Annotated in this window: 21 protein-coding genes; 16 read left to right on the forward strand and 5 right to left on the reverse strand. The window is 75.1% G+C overall.

The annotated features are described in order from the left end of the window. Positions 1-168: 168 nt before the first annotated feature. On the forward strand, positions 169-741 hold the full coding sequence (locus ABUL08_RS28520) for a hypothetical protein (RefSeq protein ID WP_350933126.1): 573 nt from the start codon (positions 169-171) through the stop codon (positions 739-741). Further along, positions 738-1,334 (forward strand): copper resistance CopC family protein, encoded by a 597-nt coding sequence (locus ABUL08_RS28525; protein WP_350933127.1) that lies wholly within the window; start codon positions 738-740, stop codon positions 1,332-1,334. The genes ABUL08_RS28520 and ABUL08_RS28525 overlap by 4 nt, the downstream gene beginning before the upstream one ends. Here the strand turns inward: ABUL08_RS28525 and ABUL08_RS28530 are convergent. The 3 genes from ABUL08_RS28530 to ABUL08_RS28540 form a co-directional block, all read right to left on the reverse strand. Next, entirely contained in the window at positions 1,294-2,529 is a 1,236-nt protein-coding gene (locus ABUL08_RS28530) for an MFS transporter (protein WP_350933128.1), read from the reverse strand. The genes ABUL08_RS28525 and ABUL08_RS28530 overlap by 41 nt on opposite strands. Positions 2,530-2,604: 75 nt before the next feature. Then, complete coding sequence (locus ABUL08_RS28535; protein WP_350933130.1) at positions 2,605-3,534, reverse strand: LysR family transcriptional regulator; 930 nt, start codon at positions 3,532-3,534, stop codon at positions 2,605-2,607. Between the two features lie 92 nt (positions 3,535-3,626). Beyond that, a complete protein-coding gene (locus tag ABUL08_RS28540; protein ID WP_350933131.1) occupies positions 3,627-4,493 on the reverse strand; it encodes an LLM class F420-dependent oxidoreductase in 867 nt (288 codons plus the stop codon). A gap of 190 nt (positions 4,494-4,683) precedes the next feature. Between ABUL08_RS28540 and ABUL08_RS28545 the strand changes: the two genes are divergently transcribed. The 13 genes from ABUL08_RS28545 to ABUL08_RS28605 are packed head-to-tail and all read left to right on the forward strand — an operon-like array spanning position 4,684 to position 18,602. Then, positions 4,684-7,374, forward strand: coding sequence for a PEP/pyruvate-binding domain-containing protein (locus ABUL08_RS28545; protein WP_350933132.1), 2,691 nt, complete (start codon positions 4,684-4,686; stop codon positions 7,372-7,374). After that, a complete protein-coding gene (locus ABUL08_RS28550) occupies positions 7,371-8,270 on the forward strand; it encodes a UbiA prenyltransferase family protein (RefSeq protein ID WP_350933133.1) in 900 nt (299 codons plus the stop codon). Before ABUL08_RS28545 ends, ABUL08_RS28550 begins: the two co-directional genes overlap by 4 nt. Continuing rightward, complete coding sequence (locus ABUL08_RS28555; RefSeq protein WP_350933134.1) at positions 8,267-8,893, forward strand: hypothetical protein; 627 nt, start codon at positions 8,267-8,269, stop codon at positions 8,891-8,893. The genes ABUL08_RS28550 and ABUL08_RS28555 overlap by 4 nt, the downstream gene beginning before the upstream one ends. After that, positions 8,890-9,519, forward strand: a complete 630-nt coding sequence (locus ABUL08_RS28560; RefSeq protein ID WP_350933136.1) for a DUF6182 family protein — start codon at positions 8,890-8,892, stop codon at positions 9,517-9,519. Before ABUL08_RS28555 ends, ABUL08_RS28560 begins: the two co-directional genes overlap by 4 nt. A 9-nt stretch (positions 9,520-9,528) precedes the next feature. Continuing rightward, the gene (locus tag ABUL08_RS28565) at positions 9,529-10,404 is read left to right on the forward strand and encodes a hypothetical protein (protein WP_350933137.1); all 876 of its coding nucleotides are present in this window, start codon (positions 9,529-9,531) and stop codon (positions 10,402-10,404) included. Then, positions 10,401-11,540, forward strand: a complete 1,140-nt coding sequence (locus ABUL08_RS28570) for a hypothetical protein (protein ID WP_350933138.1) — start codon at positions 10,401-10,403, stop codon at positions 11,538-11,540. Before ABUL08_RS28565 ends, ABUL08_RS28570 begins: the two co-directional genes overlap by 4 nt. 19 nt (positions 11,541-11,559) lie before the next feature. Next, positions 11,560-12,528: an AfsA-related hotdog domain-containing protein gene (locus ABUL08_RS28575; RefSeq protein WP_350933139.1), complete on the forward strand. Its 969-nt coding sequence runs from the start codon at positions 11,560-11,562 to the stop codon at positions 12,526-12,528. Beyond that, on the forward strand, positions 12,507-13,538 hold the full coding sequence (locus tag ABUL08_RS28580; protein WP_350933140.1) for a beta-ketoacyl-ACP synthase III: 1,032 nt from the start codon (positions 12,507-12,509) through the stop codon (positions 13,536-13,538). Before ABUL08_RS28575 ends, ABUL08_RS28580 begins: the two co-directional genes overlap by 22 nt. 14 nt (positions 13,539-13,552) lie before the next feature. Further along, positions 13,553-13,792, forward strand: a complete 240-nt coding sequence (locus tag ABUL08_RS28585) for an acyl carrier protein (protein WP_350933142.1) — start codon at positions 13,553-13,555, stop codon at positions 13,790-13,792. After that, complete coding sequence (locus tag ABUL08_RS28590; protein WP_350933143.1) at positions 13,789-15,018, forward strand: beta-ketoacyl-[acyl-carrier-protein] synthase family protein; 1,230 nt, start codon at positions 13,789-13,791, stop codon at positions 15,016-15,018. Before ABUL08_RS28585 ends, ABUL08_RS28590 begins: the two co-directional genes overlap by 4 nt. 28 nt (positions 15,019-15,046) lie before the next feature. After that, complete coding sequence (locus ABUL08_RS28595) at positions 15,047-15,763, forward strand: HAD family hydrolase (protein ID WP_350933144.1); 717 nt, start codon at positions 15,047-15,049, stop codon at positions 15,761-15,763. After that, the gene (locus tag ABUL08_RS28600; protein WP_350933145.1) at positions 15,760-17,598 is read left to right on the forward strand and encodes a PEP-utilizing enzyme; all 1,839 of its coding nucleotides are present in this window, start codon (positions 15,760-15,762) and stop codon (positions 17,596-17,598) included. Before ABUL08_RS28595 ends, ABUL08_RS28600 begins: the two co-directional genes overlap by 4 nt. Further along, on the forward strand, positions 17,595-18,602 hold the full coding sequence (locus ABUL08_RS28605) for a PEP/pyruvate-binding domain-containing protein (protein WP_350933146.1): 1,008 nt from the start codon (positions 17,595-17,597) through the stop codon (positions 18,600-18,602). Before ABUL08_RS28600 ends, ABUL08_RS28605 begins: the two co-directional genes overlap by 4 nt. Positions 18,603-18,616: 14 nt before the next feature. Here ABUL08_RS28605 and ABUL08_RS28610 read toward each other — a convergent pair whose 3' ends face one another. Together ABUL08_RS28610 and ABUL08_RS28615 are read right to left on the reverse strand one after the other, a co-directional pair. Continuing rightward, positions 18,617-19,633, reverse strand: coding sequence for a methyltransferase (locus tag ABUL08_RS28610; protein ID WP_350933148.1), 1,017 nt, complete (start codon positions 19,631-19,633; stop codon positions 18,617-18,619). Next, on the reverse strand, positions 19,630-23,481 hold the full coding sequence (locus ABUL08_RS28615; RefSeq protein ID WP_350933149.1) for a type I polyketide synthase: 3,852 nt from the start codon (positions 23,479-23,481) through the stop codon (positions 19,630-19,632). The genes ABUL08_RS28610 and ABUL08_RS28615 overlap by 4 nt, the downstream gene beginning before the upstream one ends. A gap of 158 nt (positions 23,482-23,639) precedes the next feature. Here ABUL08_RS28615 and ABUL08_RS28620 point away from each other — a divergent pair, with 158 nt between their 5' ends. Then, a complete protein-coding gene (locus ABUL08_RS28620; protein ID WP_350933150.1) occupies positions 23,640-24,638 on the forward strand; it encodes an amidohydrolase family protein in 999 nt (332 codons plus the stop codon). Positions 24,639-24,640: the final 2 nt, after the last annotated feature.

Raw genomic sequence — 24,640 nt, forward strand, 5'->3', positions numbered from 1 at the left:
CGGGTCGGGCGCTCCCAGCATCGGATCCGGTCCGATCGGGTGTCTTCTCGGACCGTGCGGAGATCGTCACCGGTGATGGGTGGCCGGACATTGCGCACGCCAGGAGAACGTGTCGGGGCGGGTGGAACGGAAGCCTGGGGGAGCAGACGACTACCGCAGGAGGACCGGATGTCCGTGACGAAGACCCAGGCGCCCGCCGCCCGCACCGGCTGGCTCGCAGCGCTGAACGGCAAGCACCATCGGGCGGCCCTGACCGCGTTCCTGGTCGTGGTCATCGGCCACTGGGCCGAGCACATCGCCCAGGCCTACCAGCTGTGGGTGCTGGGCTGGGCCCCGGCGCAGGCGCGCGGCGTGCTGGGTCTGCCCTTCCCGTGGCTGATCAAGTCGGAGTGGCTGCACTACGGCTACGCCATCGTCATGCTGATCGGCCTGTTCCTGCTGCGCCCCGGCTTCACCGGCCGCAGCCGCACCTGGTGGACCATCGCGCTGGCCATCCAGTTCTGGCACCACATCGAGCACTTCCTGCTGCTGCTCCAGGCGCAGCTCGGGCACAACTTCTTCGGCCGGCCGGTGCCGACCAGCCTGCTCCAGCTCGTCGTGCCGCGGGTGGAGCTGCACCTGTTCTACAACACGATCGTCTTCATCCCGATGGTCGTCGCGATGTACCTGCACCTGCGGCCGTCGCCGGCCGAGGCCCGCCAGATGGTCTGCAGCTGCCGGCCGGTCGTGGCGACCGCATGACGCCGGCCGCCGACCGCCCCGCGCCGCGCCCCGGCGCCGCCGCGGCGGTGGCCGTGATGGTCGCGGTCGTGGTGGGCATCCTCGCCATGATGTACGCCGGAGGGTCCGCACCCGTGCGGCTCTCCGGCGTCACGCCGGGCGACGGCGCGTCGCTGGCCGCCGGCCCGTCCCAGGTGACGCTCTCGTTCTCCGGTACGCCGAAGCTGGGCCAGGCGCACCTGACGGTGGTCGGGCCGGACGGCGCCACGGTCTCCCGCGGGTTGCCGGCCCGCTCCGGCTCGACCGTCGTGCAGCCGGTGAACGCCACCGGCGCGGGGCGTTACCAGGTCGCGTACCACGTGGAGCTGACCGACGGCACGCAGTTCTCCGGGGTCACCGCCTTCACCGTGGGTCAGGTGACCGGTGACGCGGCGGCCGTGCCCGCACCGACCGCCGTACCGGCGGGCCACCAGCACGAGATGCAGCGGGACGCGACGACGCTGGTGCTGGTCCTGGTGGACCTGGTGCTGGTCGGCGTGGTCGTGGTCGTGCTGCTGCCGCGCCGCCGCAGGGTCACCCCTGACGCACCGGCGCAGGAGCGGCGGCCGGTGTAGCGGCGGCCGGTGTAGCGGCGGCCGGTGCGGCGGCGGTGAGCAGCCGCAGCACCCGGGGCGCGGTCACCGTCACCAGCACCACCAGGGCCGCGGGGATGACCATGGCGGACGAGAGCGAGGTGGCGGACGCGGCGTACCCCATGACGGCCGGACCGAGCAGGCCGCCGCCATAGCTCAGGGTGGTCACCAGCGACAGGCTCTTCGCCCGCCCCGGGAACGCCGCACCCACCGTGCTCGACACGATCGGCCACATCAGCGCCATGCCGGCGCCGGCCAGGACCCAACCGCCGAGCGCGACGGCGACCCGGCCCGCACCCAGGGCCGGGGTCAGCAGGATGACGCCGTAGCCGACGGACGCGGTCGTCCCGGCCAGCAGCACCACCCGGGCCGCGCCGAGCCGGGCGCGGACCGCGTCGCCGAGCAGGCGGACGCCGGTCATCGCCGCGAAGAAGACGGTGTACGCCAGCGACGCCGTCGCCGTGTCGGCGCCCAGCACCCGTCGGGCGTGCACCCCGGCCCAGTCGGTCGCCGCGTTCTCGGTCAGGAACGCGGCGGCACCGATCAGGCCGAGCAGCACCACCAGCCCGAAGGTGGGCAGCGGTCCGGCCGGCCCGGTGCTGGCGGTGGTCGGCGCGACGGGTGCCGGCGGCGGCAGGAGCCGGCCGACGACCAGCAGCGCCGTGGCGGCCACGGCCGCGCCGCAGAGCATGATGAGCCGCGAGTCGGCACCGGCCCGCAGCGCCGCCGCGGTGGCTCCGCCGCCGGTCAGCGCGCCCAGCGCCCACACCCCGTGCAGGGTGGCCATGGTGGGCCGCTGCTCACTGCGTTCGAGGTCGACCGCCTGCACCGTCAGCGCCACGTTGAGGACGCCGAGCACCAGGCTCAGCAGCAGCATGCCGGCGACCAGGGCGGGATAGGAGCCCGCCACGGCCGGCCCGGCCAGCGACGCGGCGAAGAGCACCGACGCCACCCGCAGCACCCGGCGGCCGCCCACCCGGTCGGCCAGCGCCCCGGTCACCGGCATGGTGACCAGCGTCCCGACGCCGAGCACCAGCAGCACCACGCCGAGTCGGCCGGGGCCGAGATCGAGCCGGGCGTCGACGGCCGGCAGGCAGGCGCCCCACAGCCCGTTCCCCATGCCGGTCAGCCCGAAGAAGCCGGCCATGACCAGCCGGTAACGCGTCCATCCCACCATGGTCCGACCCTGCCCGTCGCCGGCCGCCCGGGTCCAACACCGGCTGCGGCCCGATCGACGCGTTCCCGTTGTGGGTCAGGGCCGCCAGGCGCCCGGCGGCGGGGTCAGCCAGCCGTCGGCTACGGCCAGCTCGTCGGCGGCCCGCAGGAGCGCGCGCAGTCCCCGGGGCGCGGGCTCCCCCCGACGCCAGACGAGACTCCACGGATAGACCGCGCCCGGCTCGACCAGGGGCCGCAGCACCGCCCCCGGCACCGGCGGCTGGTCCAGCAGGGTCAGCACGGGTGAGTCGCGGGCCCGGACGTGATGGGCCAGCTCCTCGATGCTGTGCACGTACGGATGGGCCGGGCCGTTCCCGGCGTCCGCGCCGCAGGACCGCAGCAGCCGGACGGCGGCGTCCTCCCACTCCGGGGTCACGTGGTCGCCGGCGAGGAAGCAGACCCCGGCGTCGCGCAGCTCCGCCAGCGCCACCGCCGGCCGGGCGGCCAGCGGACTGCGCTCCGGCACCAGCAGCGCCATCGGCTCCCACCGGACCAGCCGGTGCGCGAACGCGTCGGCCGCCGGGTCCCACCGCCCGAACGTCGCGTGCAGGCGGCGCTCCCGCAGCAGCGTGCCGGCCCGGTCGAGGCCACCGTCGAAGCGCGCGAAGAACTCGGTCGCCGGGTCCAGCCGTCGGGCGGCGGCCAGCACCCGGGCCGGGGTCAGCCCCGGCGCCACCACGTTGACCAGCAGTGCCGAGTCGTCGCCGCGCAGGTCGCGGACCGTCTCGTCGTGCAGGGCCAGCAGCTGCCGCGCGCGGGGCAGCAGCCGTTCACCGGCCGGCGTCAGGCTCACCCGGCGGCTGGTCCGGTCCAGCAGGAGGACGCCGGCCCGCTCCTCCAGGCGCCGTACGTCGCGGCTGAGCGCCTGCTGCGCCACGAAGAGCCGGGTGGCGGCCCGGCCGAAGTGGAGTTCCTCCGCCACGGCGACGAAGTGGCGGAGCAGACGGATGTCGAGGGTGGGCCACACCCGGCCATCATGGCCCGCCGCGCCCCACCCGCGCGTCCCGCGCCGGGGGTGATCCGGTGCGCTCCACCGCGCGCCGAGGTCGGTGCGGCGGGTCAGAGCTCCGCGACGGCCGGCACCAGTTCGCGGCCGATCAGGCGCAGCCGCCGCAGGTCCCACACCTGCGGCACCCAGCCGTGCGCGTGGCTCACCCCCGCCCTGGCCAGTGCGGTCAGCTGCGCCAGCAGCGCGTCGACGTGTTCGCCCCGGTCGCCCACGTCCAGCTTGACCAGCACGGTCTTCTCGATGTCGTCGTAGTCCCGCCCCTCGGCGGCGCAGTGCTCGCGGAGGATCGCGAACTTCCGGTCGAGGTCGTCGTGGGCGAAGAGGTTGCACGCCTGCGCATAGCGGGCGACCAGCCGCAGCGTCTTGCGTTCACCGCCACCGCCGATGAGGATCGGCGGCCGGCGCAGCGGCTGCGGCGAGTTCAGCGTCCGGTCCAGCCGGTAGTGCCGGCCGTGGAACGGGGCGTCGCCCTCGTCCCACATCTGCCGGCAGATCCGCAGCGTCTCCTCCAGGCGTTCGAAGCGCTCCGCGACCGGCGGGAAGGTCAGGCCGAGCCCGGTCGCCTCGTCGGCGTTCCAGCCGGCCCCGATGCCCAGCCAGGCCCGCCCTCCGCTGAGCACGTCCAGGGTGGAGACCAGCTTCGCCACCATGCCCGGCGCCCGGTAGGTCGCCGCGGTCACCCACGCCAGCAGCTCCACCCGCGTCGTGCGGGCGGCCAGGTACCCCAGCGTGGTGTACGCCTCGAGCATCGCGTTCTCGGTCGGCCCGACCGAGGGGATCTGCCAGAGGTGGTCCATGACGCTGACCCGGGCCACCCCGGCCTCCTCGGCCGTCACGGCGATCCGGGTCAGGGTGTCGGCGAGGCCGGCCGTCCCGTCCGGGAAGGTGAAGTCCGCGATGTGCAGGCCGATTCTCATTCGCTCTCCTCCTCGTCCGGGTGCGGCTGCTCACCGGTTCGACCGGACCCCCGCGCCCCGCACACTACGGACGCTGCGTCGCCCGCGTCGCGGCCGGCGGACCAACACCGCAAGATCCAAGAAGTTGGCTCCGTAAACCCGTGTTTGACTGACTGCCGAGCCGAATTCGGCGGTGTGAAACTGGGGGGCAATGCACATGGTGGACAACTCCGCCCTGCTCGTCGACGACGAATCCGTCCTCGTCGCCGAACCGGCATTGTTCGGGCGCAAATTCACCCGGCAGATCGAGTTGGCCGCCGCCGGATTCCGGGTGCCGCCGCTGGCCTGCGTGCCGGCGACCGTGTTCGACCGGGCGGTCGCCCCGGTGCTCGGTGACCCGGCGCTGCCCACCGGGCCGCCGGACGTACGCGCCGAGGAGCTGCGCAAGCGGGTGCTGGCCGGTGGTGTGCCGGACGAGCTGCGCCGCGTGCTCGACGAGCGCTTCGACGCCATCGCCGGGCCGGACGGGCTGGTCGCCGTACGCGCCTGCGTGGTCCCCGACGCCACCGATCCGGATTCCGGCGAGGATTCCGCCCAGGACCCGTTCGCGGGTCTCAGCGACAGTTTCCTCTATGTCCGGCGGGAGGAACTGCCCGAGCGGGTGGCCGCGTGCTGGGCGTCGGCGTTCAATCCCGAAGCGGTTCTCTACCGCGCACACAAGAATATCGACCCGTTCGCCGCCCGGGTCGCCGTGGCGGTGCAGAGAATGGTGTGCGGCGAACGCTCCTTCGTCGTCTTCACCCGCGATCCGTTGAACGGTTCGGATCGCCGGGTGATTGCCGCCGCGTACGGAATCGGCGAAGGAGTCGTGCAGGAGAAGGCGGACGTCGACCATTTCTTCGTCGACCCGGCGACCGGTGTCGTGGAGGCCCACGTGGCGGCCAAGTCGCGCGCGGTGGGCCGGGACCCGGCGAACCCGGCGGCCGGTCCGGTCCCCGTCGAGGTGCCGCCCGAGCTGGCGGAGCGACCGGTGCTGGACGACCCGCAGGCGCGGGAGATCGCCACGCTGGCCGGGGCGATCGCTGAGCACTTCGGCGCCCCGCAGGACATCGAGGGCACGATCACCGCCGACGGGGTGGTGCACGTGGTGCAGGCCCGGCCGATCGTGATCCCGACCGTCGCCGCACCCGTCGCGCAGATCCTCTGGGACAACAACAACACCACCGAGACGTTCCCCGGGGTGAGCTGCGCCCTGACGTACTCGGTGGGCCGCGAGCTGATGGAGGTCGGCTTCACCGACCTGTACCGGCGGATGGGTGTCCCCGAGGAGACCATCCGGCACAACAGGCCCCGGCTGCGGCAGATGATCGGCTACCTGGACGGACACGTCTACTACGCCATCGACAACTGGTACCACCTGCACGGGATGATGCGCTGCTTCCGCCCGCTCTGGAGCACCTGGGAGCAGGCGGTCGGCCTGGCCGGCCGGCACGACGAGCGCACCCCGCCGAACCTGGCGCAGACGATCGTCCACCTCGGAGAGATCGGGCTGCGGATGGCCGCCCACCCGCGCCGGGTACGGGACTTCCTCCGCTGGTGGGACGAGCGGCACGCCACCCTGGACGTGGCCGACCTGACGCCGTCGGAGGTGGTGGCGACCTATCGCCGCCTCTGGACGGAGGTCGGCGAGTGGTGGGGGGTCACGCTCGTCAACGGGGTGTTCCTCTTCGCCGCGACCTGGGCGGCCAACGGCCTGCTGCGGCGCTGGGCGCCGGAGGCGGACCGCGCGGTCCTCAACGGCCTGCTCAGCGGCGGGAAGATGAACAAGTCGGCGCTGGCGGTGCAGTCCGCCGTCGACCTGGCCGCCCGCGCCGCCGCCGTACCGGAGCTGCGGGCCGCGCTGCTGGCCGACACCGACGCCCGCGAGCTGTGGGACGAGCTGGTCGCCGGCCGGTACGGCGACGACTTCGCCGAGGCGCTCCGCACCCACCTGCGGGAGTACGGCGATCGGGCGTTGCAGGACAACAAGATGGAGGCGATCACGCCCCGGGAGCAGCCGTGGACGGTGCTGCACTCGGTCCGCGCGTACCTGCGGCAGGGCCAGGACGTCGAGCGGAGCCTCTCCGCCGGTCGGGACGCGGCCCAGCAGGCCCGCCGCGAGCTGCGCCGGCACCTGCGCGACCCGGCCCGGCGGGCGCTGGTGCGGGGCGCCTTCGGCACCATGCGCACCTTCCTGCGGCTGCGCGAGGACATGCGGTTCCGGCGCAGCCAGCTGATGGGCGACCTGCGTGCGCTGCTGCTGCGGCAGGGCGATCACCTGGTCACGGCCGGCCGCCTCGACACGCGCCGGGACGTGCTCGACCTGACCGTCGAGGAGGTCCTCGGGGCGTTCGACGGCACCGCGCCCACCGCCGACCTGCGCGGGATGGCCGCCGTCCGGGCGGCGGAACGCGCCGCGTGGACCGCCGCCGAGCTGACGCTGCCGGCGCGGTTCGCCACCGACGCCGACCGGCCGGTCACCGACGCGCTCGCGACGGTCGCCCCGGCCTCGGTGGCCGGGCCCGACGGCGAGGCGGTGCTGCGCGGACTGGCCTCCAGTTCCGGCATCGCGCGGGGCCGGGCGATGGTCGTCCTCGACCCGTCGGTGACCGCGGACGAGACCCGCGACCGGATCCTGGTGGCCCGGGAGACCGACCCGGGCTGGCTGTTCCTGATGATGTCGGCGAAGGCGCTGGTGGTCGAGCGCGGCACCCTGCTGTCGCACACCGCGGTGACCGGCCGGCTGCTGGGCATCCCGACGGTGGTGGCGGTGCCGGGGGCCACCACGCTGATCCCCGACGGCTGCGAGATCGAGGTGGACGGGGCCGCCGGCACCGTGCGGATCCTGGGGAGCGCCGGATGATCCGCCGGTGGGGCCGCTACGTGGGGGCCGCCTACCGGCCGGCGGTGCAGATTCCGTACACGGTGTCCTGGGCGGTGGGGCTGACCGCGCTCTTCGCCACGGTGACCGCCGGGGTGGCCCGCTGGCGGCCCGGTGTCGACCTGCTGGTCACCACGGTCACGCTGATGGTGACGATGCTGCTGATCAGGGCGCTGGACGACCTGCGCGACCTGGAGTACGACCGGGCCCTGAACCCGGGCCGACCGCTGCCCAGCGGGCTGGTCCGCCCCGGCGACCTCTACACCCTGGTGGCGGTCGGCGGGGTGCTGCTGCTGGCGTTGAACGCCGGCCGGGGCGTCGCCCTGGTCGCGCTGGTCGTGCAGATGGTCTACACCGCCGCGGTGATCGTCGCGGAGCTGGTGGGCGGTTGGCCGGCCCCGGACCGGATCGGCCTCCAGGCCGCCGTCAACCTGCCGATCCTCAGCATGCTCAGCCTCTACGTCTACGCCGGGTTCCTCCGCGCCGAGCACGTGCGCCCGAGCGCCGCCGGGTTCGTCGCGGTCGCCGCGGTCACCCTGGGCGCCCTCGCGGTGGAGTTCGGCCGCAAGACCAGCCGCCGACCCCGCCCGGGGGAGCGGACGTACGCCACCATCCTCGGCGCGGCCGGCACCTCCGCCGCCGGGCTGGCCGCCGCGGTGCTGGCCACCACGGCCGTCGTGGTGATGGTGGCGCCCTGGCGGCCGGGTGCCGCCTGGGGCTGGCTGGTGCTGGCGCCGCTGGCCCTGCCGGTGATCTCGGCGGGCCGGTTCGCCGCCGGCGACAACCGCTGGCCGGCGCTGCCCACGATCGCCTACGTCCCGGCCATGTACGGCAGTTTCCTGGTGGTCGGCTGGCTCACGAAGGGAGCACTCGGATGACCGCCTTCTGGACCCTGCTCGGCCCCGACTTCGCCGGCAAGTCCACCGCCCTGCGCCGACTGCGCCGCGAGCACGGGTGGCGGGTCGTGTCGCACGACGACGAGTTCCTGGGCGACCGGCCGCTGATCTCGACGCTGCGCCGCTGCTGGGTGGACCAGGCGCTGCGGCACGCGGGCACCCGGTACACCGCCGAGCTGGTGCTGTCGGTGATGCACCCGGTGATCCTGCACCAGCGGGACGAGCTGGACCGGCAGGCGACGGGGGAGGGCGGCCCGCTCGTCGTGGACTCGTCCTATTACAAGGTGCTGGCCGCCTGCACGCTGCTCGGCGTGACGGACGACGGCGTCTTCGACCGCTGGCGCGCGATGCGTCCGCCGTGCGGCGTCGTCTATCTGGACGTGCCGCCCGAGGTGACCTGGGAGCGGACCGGACCGCTGCGGGAGGTCAGCGCCTTCGAGCACTACGGCCCGACGCTGACCCGGGAGGGGTTCGTCGCCTTCCAGCGCGACCTGCGCGCCCTGATGCTGGAGCAGCTCGCCGACCTGCCGGTGACCATGGTGGACGGCGCCGCCCCGCCGGACGAGGTGCTCGCCAAAATCATCTCTGCGGTCGGTCGGTCATGATCACCCACGACCGCCTCGCCGCCGACCTGCTCGCCGAACGCCTGACCTGGGTCGGGAACGACTCCGCCGGGGACGCCGACGCGACCGTCCTCGTCGTGCTGCGGGCGTTGGACCTGGTCGACCTGGTGCACGGCACGCGTGCGTTCGTGGCCGACCTGGACCCGGCCGACGCGGCGCGGTGGCGGCGGTCGTACACCCGGACCCGGTTCCTCTTCGGCAACCCGTCGAGCCTCGGCGACCAGCACGCCCCCCGGCGGTCGCGGCGCGCCACGGCCGCCTGGCTCGGGCCGTACCGGGACTCGACGCCCGGGGTGGCCCGACTGCTCAAGCCGGTCACCGGACGGATGCCGCCGCTGCCGCGGACGGTCCGGGTCCCCGGCATCGGGCGGGCCCGCCGGCTGGAGATCGCGATGGGCGCCTCCGTCGTGGACTACCTCGTGCACCTGCACCACACCCTCGCCGAAGCGGCGCTGATGGGCCGGCTCGCCCCGGAGGAGCCGCTGCTGCTGCGCCACCGCGCCGACCTGGCCGACCGGGCCGACAGCCCCGCCGCGTACGCCCGGGTGCTGCCCGACCCCGACGCACCCGACGGCCTCCGCCTGCACACCTGGCTCTCCCCCCGCTAAGGAATCGCCGTGGACATCACCAACTTCACCGAGTCCGACCTGGCCCGCCTCGAGGTGTCCCTGCGGCTGCGCGACCTGTCGGAGGCGTGCCGCCAGGCGGTCGCCGCCGAGGAGACCGCCGGCCCGGACGAGCCCGGCCTCCAGGCCCGCCTCCGGCTGCTCTGGGAATCCCAGGTGCCGCAGTTGCAGGACGCGATCGCGCGGCACGTCCGGATCCGCGGCGGGTCGTGGTCCGACATCGCCGCGCTCGGCGCGCTCGACGAGCAGGAGGCCCGCGAGCGGGCCGCCAACCCGGAGGCGCCGGTGGCGGGCGACCCGGTCGCCGAGGCCGCCGCCCTCGACGACTGGTACATGCGGCACGCCCAGCTGGAACCCCTGGCCCAGTTCCGCGACCCGTTCAGCCGGCTGCTCAGCGCCCACCCGGCCCAGGAGCACGAGTGCCTGATCTGCGTGAAGTACCGGGGCGGGACGCTGCCCGCGTACGGCGGGTACACCTCCCCGCCGGGCGGCTACCTGCTCGACGACGGCTGCTGGCGGGTCGGGCACGGGCCCACCCCGTACTGGCCCGCCGGGACGCTGCTGATCGAGTCGCACCGGCACTTCCTCGACCACGCCGAGATGACCCCGCACGAGGCCGCCACCATCGGCCCGCTGATCCAGCGCTTCGTCGGGCCGCTCAAGGAGGCGATGGACGCCCCCCGGGTGCACGTCTTCTCCTGCATGGAGGGCGCCGAGCACTTCCACACCTGGCTGGTGCCCCGGGTCGGCAAGGTGAACAGCGGCCGGGCCTTCATCGCCGCCCCCGGCCACTGCAGCATCCGCGAGGCGGAGGACGCGATCGCCCGGGTGCGCGCGGCACTCGCCCGGGCCGAGGCAGTCCGGTGAGCGGCGCCGGGGCACCGCCCGGGCGGCTGCTCCTCGCCCCGGTCACGGTCAGCCCCACCAAGCCGCTGACCCCGTCCCACCTGAAGCTGCTCCTGTCGGTGGACGTCCTGCACCGCGCCACGTCGACGCTGACCGACGTCACCTTCCTCTACCGGCCGCTCGCGCACGCCGGCAGCCGCCAGATCGCGGGGTTCTGGGAGTTCCTCGACCGGCGCCACCCCGGCACCTCGTACGACGACTGGAGCGAGGAGCGGATCGGCGACGCGTACGGCGAGTTCCAGCGCGCCGAGCGCGTCCCGTACGCCCGGCTGGAGCCGCTGGTCCGGCGGGCCGCAGCCGGCTGGGTCCACCCGGTCAGCCGGCGGGTCGTCGACCTGTGGCACGACCACTACCGGCGGCTGGCGCTCACCGACCCGATGGAGGCGCCCGGGCCGACGCCGATGCCGCTGGACGAGCTGATCGACCTGCTGCTGCGGCACGGGCTCTGCGTGGACGGCCGGCCCTTCGGCGCGCCGGTCTATCTCGACGCCACCCCGGCCGGTCTGCCGCTGCGCACACTCGTCGGCGCGGACGGGCACGCCAACTATCTCGCCTCCACGCTGGCCGAGCTGCTGCCGCTGCGCGCCGGCCACGACCACGTGGTGCTGCCGCACGACGTGGAGATCCGCACCGACTACCGGACCCTGGCGTACGTGCTGACCCGGCTCGGCACCCCGGTGTCGCGGATCGAGTTCCCCCGGGTGCCGCTGGACGGGACCGCCCGCGCCACCCGGTACGGCGGCTGGCACGCGTACACCGTCGACGCGCTGGCCGCGCGGGCCGCCGCCGACGGACCGGTGTTCGCCCTCGGGCTGCGGCTCTATCTGATCGCCGGGCTGGGCCGCACCGCCCGCGAGTCGTTCGACCGGCGGCAGCTCGACCGCTGGCTGCGCCGCGCCGAGCGGCTGCTCGCCGGGGGCGTCGGCGCCGCCGATCCCGTCGCGCTGGCCGCACTGGCCGGACGGCTCCCGTACGTGGACCCGTACCGCCTGGTCACCTCGATGCTCGGCCGCACGGGGGGCGCCGCCGCCGGTGACCTGCTCGCCGTGGTGCTGGGTGCCGACGCGTTCGCGCAGCCGATCCTGTCCGCGTCCTGAGGCCGAGGGGAGACAGAGGATGTCCGTCGTCGACGAGGGACCACCCCGGGTGGACCGGCTGCTGCTGCACCGGGTGCATCCGGAGGAGGCGTTCCTCCGGGGCGCGGTGGCGACCGGCCCGTCCTCCTTCGAGGCCGTGGCGCTGCTGCCGGCCGCGCACCCGCACTACCGGGGGCACACCGGTCCCAGCCGGGACCGGGACCCGCTGCTGCTGCTGGAGTGCGCCCGGCAGGCCGAGACGTACGCGGCGCACGCCTTCTACGGCGTCGACACGGACGCGCGGTTCGTGCTGCGTACCTGGTCCGCCACCTTCGACCCGGCGGCGCCGGCGGGGGCGGAGGTGCGGCTGACCGGCACCACCAGCGGCGCGCGCCGGGTCGGCGACCGGTTGCGCGGGATGACGTACGACCTGGAACTGCGGGCCGGTGACGACCGGCTGGGCGCCGTCCGGATGGACGTCGACCATCCGAGCGCCGCCGCGTACCGGATGCTGCGCCGCCGCAAGCACCCCGGCGGCCTGCCCAGCTCCGACGACCTCGCGCCGACCCCCGGCCACCCGGTCGACCCGGCCCGGGTCGGCCGCCTGCGCGCCACCGACACGCTGTTGCAGGACGTCGCGACGACGGACGGCACGGTCACCGCCGTGCTGCGGGTGCCGGTGGAGAACCCCAGCCTCTTCGACCACGCCCAGGACCACGTGCCGGCGATGGTGCTGATGGAGGCGGCCCGACAGGTCGCGGCGCTGGCGACGGCCGCCTGGGGCGGCCCGGCCGCCGACCGCACCGTGCTGACCGCCCTGACGGCGACCTTCGTCGACTACGCGGAGCTGGGCCCGCCGCTCGTCCTGGTCGCCGACCGGCCGCCCGGCGACGACCCGGTGCGGATCACCTTCACGCAGGCCGGCGCGGTGGTCGCCACGGCCCGGATCACGATGACCGCACCGCTGTCGCCCCGGGGGAGGCGGACGTGTCCCGCGCCGCGGTCCTGACCGGCCTGGGGGCGTACCTGCCGCCCACCGTGCTGCCCAACGACGAGCTGGCGTCGTGGTGGGACCGGGATCCGGAGTGGATCCGCAGCCGCACCGGCATCGAGCGCCGGCACGTGCTCACGCCGGGCTCCGCCACCAGCGACCTGGCCGTCGAGGCGGGGCGGCGGGCCCTGAGCTGTGCTGGGGCGGACCGGGCCGGCGCGGTCGTCGTCGCCACCAACACCCCGGACCGGCTCAGCCCGGCGATCGCGCCGGACGTGGCGTACCGCCTCGGCCTGGACACGGTGGCCGCCGTCGACGTGAACGCGGTCTGCACCGGCTTCGTCTACGCGCTCGCCACCGGTGCCGGGCTGATCGCCGCGGGCGTGGCCGGCAGCGTGCTGGTGATCGGCGCCGACGCCTTCACCACCGTCCTCGACCCCGACGACCTGACCACCCGGCCGCTCTTCGGCGACGGCGCGGGCGCGGTGCTGCTGCGCGCCGGCACGCCCGACGAGCCGGGGGCGCTGGGCGGGTTCGACCTGGGCAGCGACGGCGCCCGTCGCGACCTCATCGAGATTCCGGGCGGCGGCTCCCGGCAGCGCTCCGCCGGGCTGCCGGTCAAGGAGCAGGACACCTGGTTCCGGATGCAGGGCCGGGCCGTCTTCGCCCAGGCGGTACGGCGCATGTCGGCGTCCGCCGCGCGCGCCGCCGACCTGGTCGGCTGGCCGACCGGCGAGGTCGACCGGTGGGTGCTGCACCAGGCGAACGCACGCATCCTCGCCGCGGTCGCCCGGGAGATGGACGTGCCGGGCGACCGGTTCGTGTCGAACATCGCGGCGGTCGGCAACACCGTCGCCGCGTCCATCCCGCTCGCGCTGCGCGACGGGCAGGCCGACGGGACGCTGCGGGCCGGGCAGCGCGTCGTGCTGTCCGCCTTCGGCGGCGGGCTCACCTGGGGCTCGGCCGCCCTGCGCTGGCCGGAACTGCCCGGCGCCTCGGCCGTCGCGCCGGACCGCTGCGCACCCTGACGAGGAGGTCGATGATGAGTTCCATCCAGGACCGGATCACCCGGACGCTGGTCGAGGAGTTCCGGATACCGCCCGGAGCGATCACGCAGGAGACGAGTTTCACCGATCTCGGCTTCGACTCGCTGGTCATCGTCGAGCTGGCGCTGGTCCTCGACCAGCGGTTCGGCGTCGCCCTCAAGGACGGCGAGCTGGCCGAGACGATGACGCTCGCCGCCGCGGCCGACCTGCTGGCCGCCAAGGGCGCGGTGCCGTGAGCCGCCCCGCCGCCGAGGTCGCCGTCACCGGTCTCGGGCTGGTCACCCCGGCCGGGATCGGCGTCGCCGCGAACTGGCGGCGGGTGCTCTCCGGCGTCTCCACCGCCGCCCCGGACGACCGGTTGCGCGACTGCCCGGTCGCCTTCAGCTGCCGGGTCCCCGACTTCGACCCGGACGCGCTGCTCGGCGGCTTCGCGGCCCGGCAACTGGCCCGTTACACCCAGCTCGCCGTGGTGGCGGTCCGGGAGGCGGTCGCCGACGCCGGCTGGGACCCGCGCACCTGGGACGGGGCCCGCGTCGCCGTGGTCTTCGGCACCTCCTTCGGGGGCGTGGAGTCGTACGAGTCGGCGTACGAGGCGCTGGCCGGTCGGGGCCCCCGGGCGGTGTCCCCGCTGACCATCCCGATGCACCTGGTCAACATGGTCGCCGGGCAGCTCGCCATCGACATCGGCGCACGCGGCCCGAGCCAGGTGACGGCGACCGCCTGCGCGTCCGGCGCCACCGCCGTCGGGACCGGCCGGGAACTGCTGCGGCGCGGCGACTGCGACATCGTGGTGGCCGGTGCCGCCGAGGCCGCCCTCACCCCGCTGGTCGTCACCGGCCTGGCCCGGATGGGGGCGCTCTCCGGCCGGGCCGACGCCCCCGCGGAGGCGTCCCGGCCGTTCGACCGGGACCGCGACGGCTTCGTGCCAGCCGAGGGCGCGGGCGCGCTGGTGCTGGAACGGGCCGCCGACGCCCGGGCCCGGGGACGGCGTCCCCGCGTCCTGGTCGGCGGCTACGGCGCGTCGACGGACGCGCACCACGTCACCAGCCCGGCCCCCGGCGGCGAGGGCATCGAGCGGGCCCTGCGGGAGGCGCTGCGGGACGCGGGCGTCGACGGCACGGACGTCGACCACGTCAACGCGCACGGCACCTCCACGCCGCTCGGCGACGTGGTCGAGGGCCGGATGCTGCGCCGGGTGCTCGGCGCGCGGGCGGCGGTCACCTCCACCAAGGGCGTGACGGGTCACCCGCTGGCCGCGGCGGGGGCCATCGAGGCGGCGTACACCGCCCTCGCGGTCGGCGCCGGCACCGCACCGCCCACCGCCAACCTCACGCACCTCGCGCCCGAACTGGACCTCGACGTCGTCGCGGGCGTGCCCCGCGACCTCCCCATCGACGTCGCGGTGAGCATGTCGATGGGTTTCGGCGGTCACAACGCCGCGCTCGTGCTCACCGCGACGTGACCACCCCCGCCCGAAGGAGACGGCAGCCATGAAGAAGATCCGACTCGTCGCCCTGGACAGCGACGGAGTCCTGCTGAACGACACCTACAGCCCGGTGATCGAGCGCTTCGTCACCCGGCACGGAGGCGAGTACACCGCCGCGGTGGAGCGCGGCGTCTGGGGCTCGCCGCAGCTCGCCGCGGGGCAGAACATGGCGCTGGCCTGCCGGCTGCCCTGGTCGGCGAAGGACACCATCGCGGCGTTCTTCCGCGAGCGCGACGACTACCTCGCGACGCACCCGGTGGAGGTCATGCCCGGCGTCGAGGAGCTGCTGGCGATGCTCCGCGACACCGGTGTCCGGATCACCTGCTACGGCGGCCGGCACCGGGAGTACACCTTCGACCGCTACCTCGGCCGCTACGCCCGCTACTTCGACGCCGACCAGCCGTACGTGGACGTGAACAACTTCCGTCCCGGGGTCAAGGAGATCGTCGAGGACTTCTTCGGCTACCGCTACGACGAGGTGCTCTTCGTCGACGACATCAACCGGGTCGCCGAGGTCACCAAGGCCCTCGGTGCCGGTTTCCTCGGCGTACCGGCGAGCATGCCGCACAACTTCCAGCGGGCCGAGATGGAGCAGACCGGGGTCCGGCACATGGTCGGCGACATCCGCGAGATCGACCGGGCGCTGATCGAGCGGCTCGACGAGGAACTCGCCGCCGGGGAGCACTGGGCGCCGGTCCCGGTCACCGGTGGTGCCCGGTGACGGCCGGAGCGCGCCGGTTCCCCTTCTTCGAGGAGGTGCCGGCGCCGGCCGGGGGCGAGGGCTGGGAGTCGATGTACCCCTACTATCTCGTCCCGGCCGCCGAGACCCGGGAGCAGGAGCAGGGCCGGCTCTGGTTCGCCGACACCATGCACTGGTCGCGCGGGTGCTACCCGCTGGGCAGCGTGATCGCCGAGGCGGCGTACCTGGGGGCCGGGCAGAACAGCACCCGGATCTTCGCGCTGCCCGGCTCGCTCGGGCTGGACCTGCGGGTGCAGCACGGCTACGTCTACATCGCCCCGGTGCCGGTCACCGACCCGGCCGAGGTGGCCCGGCGTACCGAGCTGTTCCAGGCCCGCGCCGGGCACTACTACCGCAACTGGGACGAGCTCTACGAGCGCTGGAAGAACGCCGTGCAGGGGCTGGTCGAGGACATGCGCGGGGTCCGGTTCCCGGCGCTGCCGGAGTTCGAGCCGATGGAGACGGTCACCGAGGCGCGCGGGCGCTCCGCCGGCTGGCAGCTGCTGGCCGACTTCCGCCGGGTGATCGACGACCTGTTCCTGGTCTGGCAGCGGCACTTCGAGTTCCTCAACCTCGGCTACGGCGGCTACATCGTCTTCTTCCAGTTCTGCCGGCAGGCCTTCCCGGAGATCCCGGACCAGGTGATCGCCCGGATGGTCGCCGGGATCGACGTGATCGCGTTCCGCCCGGACGACGAGCTGCGCCGCCTCGCCCGGCTCGCCTGCGAACTGGGCGTCGACGACCTGGTCGACGGCACCGACGTGGACCGGTCGCGGGCGGCGCTGGCCGGCACCGAGCCGGGGCGGGCCTGGCTGGCCGCGTACGAGAAGGCCCAGGACCCGTGGTTCTCCTACTTCGCCGAGTACGGGTTCACCCACGACCAGGACACCTGGCTCAGCAACCCGTCCATCCCGATGACCGGCATCGCCCGGTACGTGGCGCGGCTGCGCGAGGGCGCGGAGATCGACCGGCCGGTGGCCCGGCTGCGGGCCGAACGCGACGAGCTGGTCGCCGAGTACCGCGCCCTGCTCACCGAGGAGGAGGCCGCCCAGTTCGACGACCTGCTCCACCTGGCCCGGACGGTCTTCCCGTACATCGAGGAGCACAACATCTATGTCGAGCACTGGGCGCACGCGGTCTTCTGGGACCGGATGCGCGAGCTGGGCGACTTCCTGGTGACGTCGGGCTTCGCCGAGGCGGGCGACGACGTCTTCTATCTGCACCGGTTCGAGCTGGAGCAGGTGCTCAACGACGTCGCGCAGTCCTGGGCGATCGGGGTGCCGCCGCGCGGGGCCGGGCGCTGGGCGGCCGAGGTGCGCCGACGGCGGGGCGTGGTGGCCGCGCTGCGCGAGGCGGCGCCGGAGCCCGCGTACGGGACGCCACCGGAGACGATCACCGACCCGTTCGCGATCATGAACTACGGGATCACCGACGAGCAGGTGGCGGCGTGGCTGGGCCGCTCCGGCCCGGACGCCGGCGAGCTGACCGGCATCGGCGGCTCGCCCGGTGTGGTGGAGGGACCGGTCCGGGTGCTCCGCTCGGAACGCCTGCTGGACCGGCTGCGGCCGGGCGAGATCCTGGTCTGCCCGATCACCGCCCCGTCCTGGGGGCCGGCGTTCTCCGTGGCGGGCGGCGTCATCACCGACATCGGCGGGCTGATGAGCCACGCCGCGATCGTGTGCCGCGAGTACGGGCTGCCCGCCGTCGTGGGCACCGGCGCGGCCACCACCACCCTGCGCACCGGCGACCGGGTACGGCTGGACGGCCGGACCGGCGCGGTGACCGTGCTGGAGCGGGCCCCGGCGGTGGCGACGTGACCCCGTACGTCCGGCGGCTGGACGACCCGGCGTGCCGCGACCCCCGGGAGTTCGGCGGCAAGGCCGCCGGCCTGGCGGCGCTGGCCGGGCTGGGGGTGGCGGTGCCGCCGGGCTTCGTGCTCGGCGCCGCCGCCTACCGTGCGTTCCTCGGCTCCGGCGACCTCCGCGCGGCCGTGGACGCCGGCCGGCCCGCCGCGGAGCTGGCCCGGCTGGCCGCCGTGACGCCGGTGCCGGCCGCGGTCGCCGACGCCGTCCGGGACGCGTACGCCGCCCTCGGCGGCCCGTCCCCGGTCCCGGTGGCGGTCCGCTCCAGCGCCACCGCCGAGGACGGCGCGGCGGCCAGCTTCGCCGGCGGGTTCGAGTCCTGGTTGGACGTGACCGGCCCGGACGCCGTGGTGGCGCACGTGCACCGGTGCTGGCAGGCGGTCTTCGCGCCCCGGGTCGGCGACTACGCGCGGGCCGGCGGCGGGCACCCGGCCGCCATCGAGATGGCCGTCGTCGTGCAGCGGGTCGTCCGGGCACGCGCGGCGGGGGTGATGTTCACGGTCAGCCCGGTGACCGGCGACCGGTCGCGGATCGTCGTGGAGGCGAGCTGGGGGCTCGGGCTGGCGGTGGTCGGCGGTGAGGTGACCCCGGACCGCTGGGTGGTGGACAAGGTGGGGCTGGAGATCGTCGGGTTCGAGGCGGGCGACAAGCGCATCGAGTACCGGCACGGCGGCGCCGCCACGCCCGTCGAGCCGGCCCGCCGGTCGGTGCCGTGCCTGACCGACGGGCAGGTGCTCGCCCTGGCCGGGCTGGGCAAGCGGCTGGAACGCGCCCAGGGCGCCCCGCAGGACGTGGAGTTCGTGGTCGGGGAGGGGGCCGACGCCGGCCCGGTGCTGGTGCAGTGCCGGCCGGAGACGGTCTGGTCCAACCGGCCCCGGCCGCCCCGGTTCACCGGCGGTGACCCGGCGGCCTGGCTCGGCGAGGCCGTCGGGCTGCTACCCGGCGGCCCGGCCCGCTGAAGGCCGGCGGGCTGTCAGTCGGCGGGCCGCGCCACCAGCAGGCCGGTGGACGCGCCGACCTCCCGGGTCTCGGTCAGCCGCAGTCCTGACCCGGCGAACAGGGCGGCGAACTCGGCCTCGGTGCGTTCCCGACCGGGGTGCAGGGTGAGCATGATCAGGTCGCGGATCTTGCCGTCGTGCGGGACGTCGCCCGCCGGGACGATCGCGTCCACCACCAGCAGCACGCTGTCGTCCCGCATCGCCCGGCGTACCGCGCCCAGCAGGGTGGCGGCCCGCTCGTCGTCCCAGTCGTGCAGGATCATCGACATCAGATAGACGTCCGCGCCGGGCGGGACGGCGGTGAAGAAGTCCCCGCCGACCGTCTCCGCCCGGTCCGCGACGCCGGCCGGTCCGAGCACCGCCGCGGCCCGCGCCACCACGGCCGGCTGGTCCAGCAGTACGGCCCGCAGCCGGGGATGGCGACGCAGCAGTTCGGCGACCAGGTGCCCGTGCCCGCCGCCCACGTCCACGACGAGCGAGACGTCCGACAGGTCGTACGCGTCGAGCGTCGCGGCGTGCAGCCGCCGGGACAGGTCACCCATCGCCCCGGCGAAGATCGCGGCCTGCTCCGGGTGGGTTGCGAGATGCGTCCACCAGCTCGTCCCGTACAGGTGCGGGAAGGACGGCTGGCCGGTACGCACGCTGTGCCGCAGTGCGCCCAGCGCGGCGTTCCGTTCGGGCAGTCCCCACAGCCGCGCCCAGTCGCGGAGCGAGTCGGCGCCCCCGCGCAGCGTGTCGGAGAGCGGCGTCGCCGCGAACGTCCCCGCCGCCGTCTCGGTGAACACCCCCTCGGCGGCCAGCGCGCGCAGCACCCGGTGCAGCGCGCCGGGGTCGGTCCCGCTGGCGTCGGCGAGGTCCTTCACGTCGCGCGGCCCCTCCGCGACGAGGTCCGCGAGGCGCAGCTCGGCGGCCACCGCCAGGGCCTGGGTGATCACCGGGGCGTGCAGCAGCCGCATCATCCTCTCGTGTGCGCTGCCCGTCGGGGTGCTCATGCCGCCCGCCCGGCCAGGTCGGCCGCGGGAGCCTCCTCGCGCGCCGCGGCGACCAGCTCGGTCAGGTACGCGGTGATCGCGCCGATGGTGGGCCGGTCCCAGAGCAGGCTGCTGGGCAGCGGCACCGGGAAGCGGCGGTCCAGCCGCAGGCAGATCGACTGGCCCAGCAGCGAGTCGACGCCCAGGTCGGAGAGGGGACGGCGGCGGTCCAGCCCGTCCGGGCCCAGCCGCAGCTCGGCGGCGACCACCTCGCGGACGACGGATTCGACCTGGTCGGGGAGGAGTTCACCGGGCAGCGACCACCAGTCCGGGCCGGCCAGGTCGTCGTTCGCCGCGCCCGGTGTCTCCGCCGCGGTGGGCTGGACGGCGGCGAACCGGACTCCGCGCAGCCGCAGCCCGGCGCCGTCCGGGCCGGTGGCGGTGATGTCGACGGTGACCTGGTCGGCGACGTCGCCGGTCCACCGCACGTCGACGAGCCGGATCCGGACGGTGGCCTCGGCGGGCGGCTCGCCGTGCACGGTCACCGTGGCCAGGTCGGCGGGCATGCGCAGCAGCGGGGCACCGGGGAAGAGGATCGGGGCGGCGGAGAGCGCGCCGTCGAGCAGCGACGCCCAGGACGCCCGGGGCAGCAGCCCGTCCGGGTCGGCGGCGATCCGGCAGGTGAGCGTCTCCGGGCCGCGCCGCAGCGTGCGGACCTGCCAGGGGAACCCGATGCCGACCACCCCGATCTCGGCGAGCAGCGCCATCACCGCGTCGGGATCCCGCGTCTCCTCCGGCTCCGGCGGCTCCCCGGCGTCCGGCGGGCCGACCGTCGGCGGTGGTCCGTCGCCGGCCGGGCCCCGGGTCGCGGTGGCGTGGGTGTGCCAGCTGTGGTCGTCCGGCTCACCCACCGGCCGGGAGCTGAGGGTCAGCGCGTCGTCCTGCGCCACCACCTGCACGTCGCGCGCCGCGGAGAGGGTCACCGGCACCCGCAGGGCGACGTCGCTCAGCCCGACGTCGGCCGCGTCGAGGAAGGTGGTGAGCACGACCGCGGCGGGCAGGATCTCGGTGCCGAGGACCCGGTGGCCGCCCGGATAGGGGCGGCTCTCCGCGTCCAGCCGGGTCTGCCACAGCGTCGCGGGCACCGGCCCCTGCACCCGGGTCCGGTGCCCGAGCACGGTGTGGCTCTCCACGTCGTGCCGCAGGCCGGCGCTGGCCGGCGGGGGCACCTCGTCGACCCAGAACCGCCGGTGCTGCCACACGGTGGTCGGCAGGTCCGCCCAGGCCGGCGTGGGGTGCAGCGTGTGCCAGTCCACCGGCACGCCGAGGCAGTGCAACCGGCCCAGGTGGGTCAGCAGCGTCGCCCGGTCGCCGGCGCCGCGCCGGAGGGTGGGCACCACCGCGCCGTCGTCCGCACCGCTCGCGGCGAGCGTCTCCAGCACGGAGTGCGCCACCACCGGGTGCGTGGAGACCTCCAGGAAGACCCGGTGCCCGTCGGCGGCGGCCGCGGCGACGGCCTGCGCGAAGCGGACCGGCTCACGCAGGTTCACCGCCCAGTACGCGGCGTCGCGGCTGCGGCCGGAGCGGGGGTCCGCCAGCGCGGTGCTGTAGACCGGCAGCTGCGCGGGGCGGGGCGAGACCGGCACCGCCGCGAGATCGGGCAGCAGCGGGTCCATCTGGGCGCTGTGGAACGCCACGTCGGCGGCGACCCGGCGGACCAGGAGGCCCTCGGCGGCCCACCGGGCGGCGAGGGCGTCGACCGCCGCGACGTCGCCACTGACCACCGTGGACCTCGGTGCCGCCGCGATGGCCGCGGTCACCCCGGCCAGCCCGGCCACCCGGTCGGCGGTGTCGGCGAACGGCAGGTCCACCATCGCCATCGCGCCCCGGCCGGCGACCCGGCGCAGCAGCAGCGAACGGCGGCAGATCAGCCGGGCGGCGTCGGTCAGGTCGAGCATCCCGGCGACGACGGCGGCGGCGATCTCCCCGACCGAGTGGCCGATGATCGCGGCCGGCCGCAGCCCGTACGACTGCCACACCCGGGCCAGGCCGACCTGGAGCACGAAGGTCATCGCCTGCGCGGTGGCGACGTCGGTGAAGTCCCCGTCGGCGATGGCCTGCCGTGGTCCGATGCCCAGCTCGGCCCGGAAGACGGCGTCGACCTCGTCGCAGACCGCGCCCAGCGCCGGCTCGTCACGCAGCAGGTCCCGGCCCATGCCGCTCCACTGCGCGCCGTGCCCGGAGAACACCCAGACCGCGTGCGGGCCGGCCGGGGCCCGGACGACGGACTCCTCGACGGTGCCCGGCGCCGGGCGACCGGCCGCCACGTCGTGCAGGCGGGCGACGAGTTCGTCCCGGTCGGCGGCGAGCAGGCAGGACCGGCTCTGCCGGGCGGTCCGGCGCAGCGCCAGGGTCGCCGCCGCGGCTACCGCCGGCAGGTCCGGGTCGGCGGTGAGCGCCGCCGCCACGGCCGCGGCCTGGGCCCGCAGCGCTGCCGGCGAGGTGCCGGAGAGCGGGACGACCATCGGCGTACGGGCCGGTGCCACCGGCTCGGGCGTCGCCTCCGGCGGTTCCGCGACGACGACGTGCGCCAGCGTGCCGCCGTACCCGTAGTTGCCGATGCCGGCCAGGCGCGGGCTGCGCGGGTCGCGTGGCCACGGGGTGGCGTGGGTGACCACCCGCAGTCCCGAGTCCGCCCAGTCGATGTGCGGGTTCAGGCCGGTGCGGGAGAGCGTCGCCGGAATCTCCCCGTGCCGCAGGGCGAGCACGGTCTTCATGATCCCGACCACCCCGGACGCCGCCTCCAGGTGGCCCACGTTGGTCTTCACCGAGCCGATCAGGCACGGCTGCCCCGCCGGACGGTCGGCGCCGGCCGTCGCGGCCAGCGCGCGGATCTCGATCGGGTCGCCGACGCCGGTGCCCGTCCCGTGCGCCTCCACGTAGCCGAGGTCGGCCGGGGTCACGCCCGCGTCCCGGCAGGCCAGCCGGACCAGCCGGGACTGCGCCTCCTCGCTCGGCGCCATGATGCCGTTGGTACGGCCGTCCTGGCACACCGCGCTGCCCCGGATCACCGCCAGCACCCGGTCACCGTCGCGTTCGGCGTCGGCCAGCCGCTTGAGCGCCAGGATCGCGCAGCCCTCGCTGCGGACGTAGCCGTTCGCCGCCGCGTCGAACGCCCGCGACGTGCCGTCCGGTGACAGCGCGCCAGCCGCCTCCAACGCCAGGGCGAACCCGGGGCTGGTCACCAGCATCACCCCGCCGGCCAACGCCAGGGAGGTCTCCCCGGCCTGGAGGCTGCGGCACGCCTGGTGGATCGCCACCAGCGACGCCGAGCAGGCGGTGTCCAGGGTGACACTCGGGCCGCGCAGGTCCAGCGCGTGCGAGACCCGGTTCGCGACCGCGCACATCGACGCGCCGATGCCGCTCCACGCCTCCAGCCGGGGCAGGTCCTCCAGCAGCCGACGGCCGTAGTCGTCGGTGCAGACGCCCATGAAGACGGCGGTGTCGGAGGCGGCCAGCCCGCCCGGCGCGATGCCGGCGTGCTCCAGCGTCTCCCACGCCACCTCCAGCGTGATCCGCTGCTGCGGGTCCATCAGCTCGGCCTCGCGGGGGGAGATGCCGAAGAAGTCGGCGTCGAAGCCCGCGACGTCGTCCAGGTAGCCGCCGGCCCGGATGGCCCGGCGGACCGCGGCGGCGTGTTCCGGCCCCCGGCCGGCGTACCCGGCCCAGCGGTCGTCGGGGACCGTGCCGATGACGTCCCGCTCGGCGGCGAGCAGGTCCCAGAGCTGGTCGGGCGAGCCGATACCACCGGGCAGGCGGCAGCCCATGCCGACGATGGCAACCGGGCCCGAAACGCTTTCCGAAGACAATGGAATCTCCTCGCGGCGAGGGGTGATCGTCGTTCAGAATGCACTCGTCGTGATTCACCGTCATCTCTGGAAATGCGCTGCGCCGAAGCCTGCGGAACGTTGACCGAAACGGTCGGTCAATGGTCGGATGGCTCGATCGCCGGCCGGAGGGGGTAGCCGTGAATGAGCTGATCGACGTCCATTCCCACTTCGTCACCGAGGAATACGTGGCGGCGGCGACCCAGGCCGGACACCACCTGCCGGAGGGTATGCCGGCGTGGGCCACCTGGTCCGCCGAGGAGCATCTCGCGCTTATGGACAAGGCTGGAATTCGTACGTCGGTGCTCTCCGTCTCGGCACCCGGCACCCATTTCGGCGACGACGCGCGGGCCCGAACGCTGACCCGCCGGCTCAACACGTACGCCGCCGAAGTGGTGGCCCGTCACCCGGGCCGGTTCGCCTTTTTCGCCGCCCTGCCGCTGCCCGACGTGGCCGGCGCGCGGGCCGAGGTGGGGCACGCGTTCGACGAGCTCGGCGCGGTCGGTGTGGTGCTGCTGAGCAACGCGCACGGCGTCTATCCGGGCGACCGCCGCTACGACGACCTCTATGCCGAGCTGAACCGCCGCCGGGCGGTCGTGTTCGTGCATCCACTGTCGTCGGTGGAGAACGCGCAGGTGGCGCTCAACCGGCCCAGCCCGATCCTGGAGTTCCTCTTCGACTCGGCGCGGGCCGCCAGCGACCTGGTGTTCGGCGGCGTCCTGACCCGCTTCCCGGAGATCCGCTGGGTCTTCTCGCACAGCGGCGGGGTGCTGCCCCTGCTCGCCGACCGGATGCAGCTCTTCCGCCACCTGGCCGGCGCGCCGGACGGTCCACCGGTCACCGAGCAGCTCGCCGGCCTCTGGTACGACATCGCCGGGACACCGTTCCCGCACGCCGTCCCCGCCCTGGTACGGGCGTTCGGTGCCGACCGGGTGCTCTACGGCAGCGACTACTGCTGGACCCCGCTGGCCGGGGCGCTGGGGCAGATCGCCGCGGTGGACGGGGCCGTGCAGCCGCCCGGGAACACCTGGCGCGGTCTCACCACCCGCAACGCCGAGCGGTTGCTGCCGGGCCTGCTCGGGCCGGCGGCGGCACCGCACGCAGGAGGGTGTCCGCACGTCACGCCGTCGATAGCGTGACG

Origin of the sequence: Micromonospora sp. CCTCC AA 2012012, from assembly GCF_040499845.1 — a bacterium.
Classification (GTDB): domain Bacteria; phylum Actinomycetota; class Actinomycetes; order Mycobacteriales; family Micromonosporaceae; genus Micromonospora; species Micromonospora mangrovi.